Below are 6660 nucleotides of genomic sequence, written 5' to 3' on the forward strand. Positions count from 1 at the left end.
GCCAACGCGCCCTCGGCGATGCCGATGACCGCCGAGGTGATGCCGAGCGGGAACATGCACGAGAACGGCATGTTGTACAGCGTCTCGGTACGGCCCGCCTTCTTCACCGCGGTCCCGTCCATCACCTCGGACGCCGACAGGGTGCGGTGGGTCGGGATGAACGCGTCCTTGACGATCAGGTCCTTCGACCCCGTCCCGCGCAGGCCGATGACGTCCCAGGAGTCCGCCACGATCTCGTAGTCGCTGCGGGGCAGGATCACGTGCAGCTGCACCGGCGGCATCAGCGGCCGCCCGTCCGCGTCGCCGACCATCGCGCCGAGGAACGCCCACTGGCAGTGATCGGTGCCCGAGGAGAACGACCAGCGCCCGTTGAGGACGTAACCCCCCTCGACCGGCCTGGCCACACCCATCGGCGCGTACGGGGAGGCGACCCAGGTGTCCTGGTCGGTGCCCCAGATCTCCTCCTGCACCTTCGGGTCGGCGAACGCCAGCTCCCACGGGTGCACACCGACGATGCCGGTGACCCACCCGGTGGCGCCGTCCATCGCGGCGATGGACATCACGGTCTCCGCGAACTCCCGCGCATGCACCTCGAGCCCGCCGTGCTCCTTGGGCTGGAGCATCCGGATCGCGCCGGCATCGCGCAGACGCTTGGCGGCGGTGTCCGACAGGCGCATCAGCTTGTCGCCCTCGACACCCTCGGCGCGGATCTCCTCCGCGTACTGCTCGATCCGATCCTGGACCTGACCCATGACTTCCCTCGGTTCTCTCGTGGTGATCCGGCGGCGAGCCGCCCTCATACAGACAACGTCCCGCCGCGCGGCGCGGCTCCTGAGCTCTCGCTCAGTGGGAGCGTATGCGCGGCGGCGTACCTGGCGGCGAGATATCCGAACACCATCGACGGGCCGATGGTCGCGCCCGCGCCCGCGTACTCGTTGCCCATCACCGAGGCGGTGGTGTTGCCGGTCGCGTACAGCCCCGCGATCGCGGAACCGTCGGCGCGCAGGACCCGGCTGTTCTCGTCGCAGACCAGACCGCCCTTCGTGCCGAGGTCACCGGCCTCGCACCGGATCGCGTAGAACGGGCCCTTGACGATCTCGTCCAGGTTCGGGTTCTTCATGGTCGGGTCGCCGTAGTACCGGTCGTACGCGCTGTCGCCGCGGCCGAAGTCCTCGTCCTTGCCGTTGCGGGCGAAGCCGTTGAACCGCTCGATGGTCGCGACGAGCTTGTCCGCGGGCACGCCGATCTTCTCGGCCAGCTCGGCCGGCGTCGCGGCCCTGTGCACCACACCGGAGTCGTAAAACCCTTGCGGGAAAGGCATGTTCGGTAGCACCTGCGCGAACGGGTAGCGGTTCTTGGCCTTCGAGTCCATCACGAACCACGCCGGGACGTGGCCCCCCTCGAGCTGGTCGTGCACGAAGTTCACGTACGGCGACGACTCGTTGGTGAAGCGCTCACCCTCGGCGTTCACGATCACCGACGGCGGGATGCACCGCTCGGAGACCAGCGGGATCACCGCACCCATCGGGTGGAACACCGACGGCATCCACCAGGCATCGTCCATCAGGTCCACCTCGGCGCCGAGTGCCTGCCCGGCGCGGATACCGTCGCCCGTGTTCTCCCGTGCGCCGGCGCTGATGTTCGTGCGTCCGTGCTCGGGCAGGTACCGATCGCGCATCTGCTGGTTGTGGTCGAAACCGCCGGTGGCCAGCAGCACGCCGCGCCGCGCCCGGATCCTGACGGTCTCGCCCTCGCGCTCGGCGACCACGCCGATCACGGCGCCGGAGGCGTCGGTGACCAGTTCGGTCATCGAGGTCCGCAGCCACAACGGCACTCCTGCGTCCTTGAGCGTCATCCTCAGGCGCGCCACCAGGGCGCGGCCACCGGTCGCCATGTGCCGACGACGGATGACGTTCGAGCCGACCCGCCAGGCCGCGATCAAAGACGCCTTGCGGCCGCGCCAGGTCCGTTTGACCATCGCGAGGTCGTGGTAGTCCTTCGAAGTGACCCACAGGCCGAGCGGACCCTTCATGCTGTTGGGACGCTGGAACTGCTCGTCCTCCTTCAGCTTTCGGGTGTCGAACGGCAGGCATTCGATGGTGCGTCCGAGGGCGCTGCCGCCGTCCTCCTCCGGGTGGTAGTCGGAATAGCCCTTGACCCAGTACAGCTTCATGTGCGGGCTGCGGTCGAGCAGCTCCATCAGCTTCGGGCCCGCGTCGACGTAGGCGTCGATCCGGGCATCCGGCACCGTCCCCTGCGTGAGGGTGCGCAGGTAGCGCCGGATCGCCTCCGGGTCGTCACCGGCTCCCTTGCGGGTCAGGGTGGGTGCGTTCGGGATCCAGATCCCGCCGCCCGAGATGGCCGTCGAACCGCCGAACTTCTTGCCCTTCTCGATGATCAGCGTGTTCAGGCCCTGCCCGGCCGCGGTGATGCCCGCGCTCATGCCGCCGCCGCCGCTGCCGACGACGAGGAAATCGACGGTCTTGTCCCAGTTCTGTTCGGTCACCGGTCGTTCGCCTCCTCAGTGCGAGTGAGGAATGCCAGCACCGCGGACACCCACGCCTGCTTTGCCTCGATCATCGTCCAGTGCCCGCAATTGGGGAACACGTGCAGTTCGGCGTTCGGGATGTCCCGCATCGGGAGCATCGCCATGTCCACGGGGCTGACCCGGTCGTCGCGACCCCAGGTCAGCATGGTTGGCGCCTGTACCTTGTGCAGCTGGGCCCAGTACGGGGTCGCCCCGGACGCCCGGGCGGCGGCCGCGGTGGCGGCGAAGGCCGCGCTGCTGTACATCCGGGCGGCGATCTCGAGGGTCTTCGGCTCGGTGGCCAGTTCCCACCGCTCCTCGATCAGCTGTTCGGTGACGACAGCGGGGTCGTAGACCATCGAGTGCAGCCACCTGATCAGCCCGTCGCGCGTCGGGTTGTCGGTGAACTCCATGAGCAACTTGATGCCCTCACCCGGTCCGGGCGCGAAGACGTTCTTGCCGATGCCGCCGATGGTGACGAGCTTGTTCACCCGCTGCGGAGCGTTGATGGCGACGTTGGTGGCGACGATGCCGCCCATCGAGTTGCCGATCATGTGCACCGGTTCGTCGATGCCCAGCGCGTCGAGGAACGTCCCGACCGAGGCGCCTGCCATCACCATCGGGTGCCCGTCGCCGGGGTCGCTGACGCCGAAGCCCGGGAACTCGAGCACGAGGCACCGGAAGTGCTCGGCGAAGTCGCCGAGGACACCGCGATAGTTGCGCCAGCCGGTGACGCCGGGGCCGGATCCGTGCAGCAGGAGCAGGGGCGGGCCGTCGCCGGCCTCGTGGTATCGGAGCACGCCGAGGTCGGTGGCGACCTCCCGCTTGGTGCCCTCGTAGGTGAGTTCACTCGTCATGGCGCCGACGCTTCCAGTTCGGCCGGCGCCGGGGAGCGCAGGTCTCGATCAGCGAGATCGTCTCGGGCCCAGCGAGCGCGGTGTAAGGGTGCCCACACGGTTCCACTGAACGGGATCGCCGGCCGAAGCCCGGATATCGAATTCCTACGCTCGTTTTCATGCGTCACGAGACCACGACCACCGCCACCCACGACCCCGCCGAACTGCGACAGATCATGGGCCAGTTCGCGTCCGGTGTCACCGTGGTGACCGGACTCGACGAGGACGGGCCGATCGGCTTCGCCTGCCAGTCGTTCGCGTCGGTGTCGCTGGATCCGGCGCTGGTGCTGTTCTGCGCCGATCACCGCGGCCGCGCCTGGCCGCGAATCCGGCGGACGGGACGGTTCACCGTGAATGTCCTCGCCGAGTCCCAGGCAGACGTGTGCGGGCGGTTCGGATCCAGCCGCGGCGCGAAGTTCGACGGCCTCGACTGGGAGCGCTCCCGCTGGGAGACACCGTCCTTGCACGAGGTCCTGGTGCGGGTGCACGCGGAGGTCGACACCGTGCATCCGGCCGGCGACCACGACGTGGTGCTCGGTCGGGTGCTCGAGCTCGAGGCGGTCCGCGACGATCGTCCGATGGTCTTCTTCCGCGGCGGGTTCGGGCTCGATCCGGTCTCGGCGCGCCCCTGAGCCGACCGGGGCCGACTCAGATCCAGCCGCTGCGCAGGCCCACCACGGTCAGGCGGCTGCGCGCCTCCGGTGACCAGGTCTCGGCCGCGGGCTCGACGGGCCGCGGCGCCCTGCGCGGGGTGCCGAGCTCGGGGTACAGAGTTCGCCCGATCTCGCGGGCGGCGTCGACCACCAGCGGGGCGACGCGTTCGAGCTGAGCCGTGCGAGCGTCCCCGCACAACGAAACGGCAGCCACCGGGCCTTCGTGCCCCCGAACGGCGACGCCGACGCAGGCCACCCCGCGCGCCGATTCCTCTCGTTCGAACGCCAGCCCACGGCGTTGCCGGATCCGGTTGAGCTCGAGGTGCAGGGTGCCCAGCTCCGTGATGGTCCGCTCGGTGCAGCGATTCAGTCGCGCGCCGTCGTACAGGGCGTCCACCCGCTCCGGGTCGAGCCAGGCGAGCATCGCCTTGCCCGCCGAGGTGGACTGCGCGGGCACCCGGCCACCCACCCGCGACGGGATCGAACTCGCCAGCCGGCCGCCGACCTTGTCGAGGTAGATCGCCTCGTTGCCGTCGAGCACCGACAGGTGCACCACCATGCCGGTCTGCATGTGCAGGTCGTGCAGCAGCGGCGCGGCCGCCTCCCGGACCTCCGCATGGCCGCCGTCACCGCCGATCCCGAGAGCGCGCCTGCCGAGGCGATACCCGAAGGCCGCGTGTTCGACCCAATTCAGTTTCACGAGGGAGTCGAGGATGCGATGGACGGTCGATCGCGGCAGCCGCGACCGGCCGGCGACCTCCTCGAGGGTCAGTCGGGCGGCGCGACCGTCGAAGGCGTCGAGGATCAGGGTCATGCGCTCGACCATCGACGGCGGGACCTCCCGCTTGTCGCTGCGTGCGGGAGCTTCGGTGATGACAGTCATGGCGACTCCTGTCGATCCGGATCGGGTGGACCGATCCGCAAAACTGAAATGAATTCTGAAACTGCGGCCAACAGTATGTGATGGGAAACACCTACGCAACAATCGTCCGAATCTCGTTGACCGGGAGACGGGCTTCCCCACGAGCGGCAGTGGGATAGGAACGACCGAGGGGCCAACCCTCACCGAACGGAGCGAGAGCCACATGCGAATCGGGATCGTCAGCCCCGTGCTGGTACAGCACCCCGCCACCCGGGCCGACTGGGAGGCCGCCGCCGGAATCGCGGAGGTCGCCGACATCGCAGCAACCGCCGACCGGCTCGGATACCACCACGTCACCTGCAGCGAACACGTCGCGGTGCCGGTGGAAACCGCCGCCGAACGTGGCGGCACCTACTGGGATCCACTCGCCACCCTCGGCTTCCTGGCCGCCCGGACCAGCCGGATCCGACTGGTCACCCAGGTTCTCGTGCTCGGCTACCACCACCCGCTCGAGATCGCAAAGCGCTACGGCACCCTGGACCGGGTCAGCGGCGGACGGGTGACCCTCGGCCTCGGCGTCGGCAGCCTGCGCGAGGAGTTCGACCTCCTCGGCGTGCCTTTCGAGGGCCGCGGTGCGCGCGCCGACGACGCACTGCGCGCGCTGCGCGCGGCCCTGGGCAGACCCACACCCGAATACCACGGCGAATTCTACGATTTCGAGGACTTCGTGATCGAACCACATGCCGCGCAAGAGCACCTGCCGCTGTGGATCGGTGGCCGGACGCCCCGCTCACTGCGCCGCGCCGTCGAACTCGGCGACGGCTGGGTCCCGTTCGGGATTCGCGTCGACGACCTGGCGGTCATGCTTGCCAAAGCCCCCGTGCCCGCCGGGATGGAGATCGTGCTCAACGCGGGTCGCGCCCTCGACCCGGCAGGCTCGCCCGATGCCACCACTAGCACCCTGAGTCGGCTGCGCGACGCCGGTGCCACCGTCGCCAGCGTCAACCTCGACGCGACCAGCGCCGCCCACTTCTGCGACCAGCTCGCCACCCTGGAACAGCTCGCCCGACCTCTAGGCATCGAATTCGACTGAACCACAACCGAAAGGACCACCACATGACAGACAGCACCGACCTCGTCCGCCGACTCGCCGAGCGCGTCCAACTGCTCGAGGACAAGCTCGACATCATGCACCTCATCAGCGGCTACGGCCCGGCCGTGGACAGCGGCTCCGCCGAGGCCGTCGCCGACCTGTGGACGGAGGACGGCCGCTACGACGTCGACACCGGCGCGATGACCGGACGCACCGAGATCGAGGCGATGGTCCGCTCACGCAACCACCAGTCGTACATCCACGGCGGCTGCGCGCACCTGGTCGGCCCGCCGCACATCGTCCTCGACGGCGACACCGCGGTGGCCACCTGCCACTCGCAGCTGGTCATGCACGACGGCGAGTCCGGCACCAACAGGGTCGCCCGCATCACCGCGAACCGCTGGGAGCTCGCCCGCGTCGACGGCCGCTGGAAGGTCACCGTCCGGACCAACCGGCTGCTCGACGGTCGCGCCGAGGCCCGCGAGATCCTCGCCGCGGGCGCCACCGGCGCGGCGCTGTCCTTCTAGTCCGGAAGCTCGAAACCGCAGTCGCCGGACACCCTCTCGGGGGGTGGGCGGCCGCCCAACAAAATGGACCGACGACACAACGGAGGGAAGAAAAAGGTGCCG

Annotated in this window: 6 protein-coding genes and 1 pseudogene; 3 read left to right on the forward strand and 4 right to left on the reverse strand. The window is 69.3% G+C overall.

The annotated features are described in order from the left end of the window. The 3 genes and pseudogenes from ACFVH2_RS00005 to ACFVH2_RS00015 all read right to left on the reverse strand — a co-directional run. Positions 1–752 (reverse strand): annotated as a pseudogene (locus tag ACFVH2_RS00005) (hydroxylase); the annotation flags it as partial. Between the two features lie 44 nt (positions 753–796). After that, on the reverse strand, positions 797–2506 hold the full coding sequence (locus tag ACFVH2_RS00010) for an FAD-binding protein (protein ID WP_378428652.1): 1710 nt from the start codon (positions 2504–2506) through the stop codon (positions 797–799). Further along, complete coding sequence (locus ACFVH2_RS00015) at positions 2503–3384, reverse strand: alpha/beta fold hydrolase (protein WP_378428654.1); 882 nt, start codon at positions 3382–3384, stop codon at positions 2503–2505. Before ACFVH2_RS00015 ends, ACFVH2_RS00010 begins: the two co-directional genes overlap by 4 nt. 158 nt (positions 3385–3542) lie before the next feature. Between ACFVH2_RS00015 and ACFVH2_RS00020 the strand changes: the two genes are divergently transcribed. After that, entirely contained in the window at positions 3543–4055 is a 513-nt protein-coding gene (locus tag ACFVH2_RS00020; protein ID WP_378428655.1) for a flavin reductase family protein, read from the forward strand. 16 nt (positions 4056–4071) lie between these two features. Here ACFVH2_RS00020 and ACFVH2_RS00025 read toward each other — a convergent pair whose 3' ends face one another. Further along, entirely contained in the window at positions 4072–4959 is an 888-nt protein-coding gene (locus ACFVH2_RS00025) for an IclR family transcriptional regulator (RefSeq protein WP_378428657.1), read from the reverse strand. Between the two features lie 202 nt (positions 4960–5161). Here ACFVH2_RS00025 and ACFVH2_RS00030 point away from each other — a divergent pair, with 202 nt between their 5' ends. After that, complete coding sequence (locus tag ACFVH2_RS00030) at positions 5162–6031, forward strand: LLM class F420-dependent oxidoreductase (RefSeq protein WP_378428659.1); 870 nt, start codon at positions 5162–5164, stop codon at positions 6029–6031. 23 nt (positions 6032–6054) lie between these two features. Then, the gene (locus ACFVH2_RS00035; protein ID WP_378428661.1) at positions 6055–6558 is read left to right on the forward strand and encodes a nuclear transport factor 2 family protein; all 504 of its coding nucleotides are present in this window, start codon (positions 6055–6057) and stop codon (positions 6556–6558) included. Positions 6559–6660 lie beyond the last annotated feature (102 nt).

The sequence above is a fragment of the Rhodococcus sp. NPDC127527 genome (assembly GCF_042672245.1).
Classification (GTDB): Bacteria; Actinomycetota; Actinomycetes; order Mycobacteriales; family Mycobacteriaceae; genus Rhodococcus_G.